The organism is Gilliamella sp. G0441 (genome assembly GCF_050589305.1).
In the GTDB taxonomy this organism is placed as follows: Bacteria; Pseudomonadota; Gammaproteobacteria; order Enterobacterales; family Orbaceae; genus Gilliamella.
On record NZ_JBNRJF010000050.1, the window covers coordinates 1 to 530 of the forward strand.

At 45.8% G+C, this 530-nt stretch carries 1 protein-coding gene; it reads right to left on the reverse strand.

Going from position 1 to position 530, the window contains the following annotated elements; translation table 11 throughout:
• Nucleotides 1-344 (reverse strand): SdrD B-like domain-containing protein (locus ACKJXD_RS11975; protein WP_430876425.1); only part of this gene is annotated, 344 nt, incomplete at its 3' end.
• Nucleotides 345-530: the final 186 nt, after the last annotated feature.

Sequence of the window (530 nt, forward strand, 5' to 3'; positions counted from 1 at the left end):
CTTCGTGGGTCTAGCTTGATAACGAAGTTTGCTCCTCGCTCCCAACGGCCTCCCGATACACCGACTATATGGTAACGACCATGCGTATCGGTTGTGATGATCTCGCCACGGGTGGTCACTAACTTCACGCCCCCCAGACCTTCTTCACCTTCATCCTGTACACCATTACCATTTCGGTCTACATACACTTTTCCGAAAATTAATGCATTGTCAAACAGTGGATCCGCTGTCACCGTTACCGTCGCTTCCGCTATATTCGACGACACTTTTCCTGTTAAGGCATTCAGTGCCATCGCTGTATTGGTATACTCGCCTTGGGTAACACCCGAGCCCACAACTAACATATAGCTGATCACCACTTCACTGTTCGCCGTTAAATCCAGTGAATCATACGTCACCGCTTTACTACCTTTCGGATCCGCTACTTTTTTGCCATTTAAACGCGATGAACCTTTCACGAACTTAAACCCTGACGGTAAAATATCTTTTATTTTAATGCGTGATTTGTGTGACGAATTATTAATCACCTT